This window comes from Parasediminibacterium sp. HNIBRBA5674, from assembly GCF_056745525.1.
Genome location: NZ_JBQWIE010000087.1, coordinates 1 through 1221, shown reverse-complemented (window position 1 = coordinate 1221; position 1221 = coordinate 1). Strand labels below are relative to the sequence as shown.

2 protein-coding genes are annotated in these 1221 nt (G+C 33.8%); both read right to left on the bottom strand.

Annotation, left to right across the window (positions count from 1 at the left end; genetic code table 11):
* Window positions 1–78 precede the first annotated feature (78 nt).
* Window positions 79–234, bottom strand: coding sequence for a PID-CTERM protein-sorting domain-containing protein (locus ACT9TX_RS18350; protein WP_481340555.1), 156 nt, complete (start codon window positions 232–234; stop codon window positions 79–81).
* 132 nt (window positions 235–366) lie between these two features.
* On the bottom strand, window positions 367–1221 hold an 855-nt coding region (locus ACT9TX_RS18345; protein WP_481340553.1), incomplete at its 5' end, for a T9SS type A sorting domain-containing protein.

Below are 1221 nucleotides of genomic sequence, written 5' to 3'. Positions count from 1 at the left end.
CAAATTTTTAGTTAAATAAAAAATGGCGATTACTTAATTAAAAGTAATCGCCATAAATTAATAGTATTAAAAAGTGTGTTAGTTTTTATTGCTACTTGCTAAAGCCTTTCTTGCCTTTAGTTTCTTAGCACCATAACCTACACCCGCTGCTACCAAAAGTGATAAGCCGCCATCTAATGGTACTTCTGCATCTGGGTTACCGGGTGTGTCATCTACGCCTGCTAATGCTAACATTGGTAAAAGCATAATTGCGCAAACTACAAATAAAGAAAGTATTGTTTTTTTTTGTTGTATGGTCATCGTTAATATATTTATTATTTTTTAAAAGTTGAGGGCTACATTCATTAGCCCTCATTATTTTTTGGCTTAGTTCTTGTTTTTTACTACTTGTTGCGTTTTTACAATTTTGCCGCCACTTATCAGTTGCACATTATATACACCTGATGATAAGTTACTTACTTGTATGTTAATGTTACCAGTAGCTACGTTACCAGCATTTACTGTTTTTACAACTTGTCCCAAGCTGTTTACTACATTGATGGTTGTTTCATCTGCAATTGCATTTTTGAAACTTACCATTAATTGATTACTTACAGGATTAGGACTCATTTTTACATACAAATCGCTTGCTATTACGTCTGTAATAGTAGCTACAGGTGCAGTATTACCAAACGTAATCATAAACCTATCTTTAGCAGCAGAGGCAGCTTCATCATTAATAACAAAGTTATAAGTAGTTGTACCAGCTAAATCAATAGGTTGTTTAGTAGCTGTGTACTTATCTTCTAGTGTAGCAGCGGTATTGGTAAAGTTGCGACCATCTAGTACCAATGTGTAGGCTCTTTTACCAAAATTACTAAGGTTACAAAACAATGTATCATTAGCTGTAACCAATGGTCTTGCTTCTAACCCCAATACTTTATCACTTCTTTTAAAGCTAAATGTTTCATTAAAATTTGTAAACTTGGTAATGTCAGTATTGTCTACTGCTGCTTTATAATCGCTACCAAATATGGCTACAGCACCATCAGCAAATTGATTATTGGCAGTGCGGTAAGCATTAATATTTAATTGTTGAAAACTTGGGGTTGTAGGCTCATCACCAAAAACAGTACTTGTAATTGCAGTTACACCAAGATTAGATCTATGACTTTCTAAAATATTTAAAGTAGGTGCTGTACCAGTACCATCATTTTGTACAAAAAATGCTTGCCCGTTTTG

Bases quoted from the DNA above. Each gene is read 5' to 3' on its own strand.
- ACT9TX_RS18350 (WP_481340555.1), bottom strand. From the start codon at position 234: ATGTTAGCATTAGCAGGCGTAGATGACACACCCGGTAACCCAGATGCA.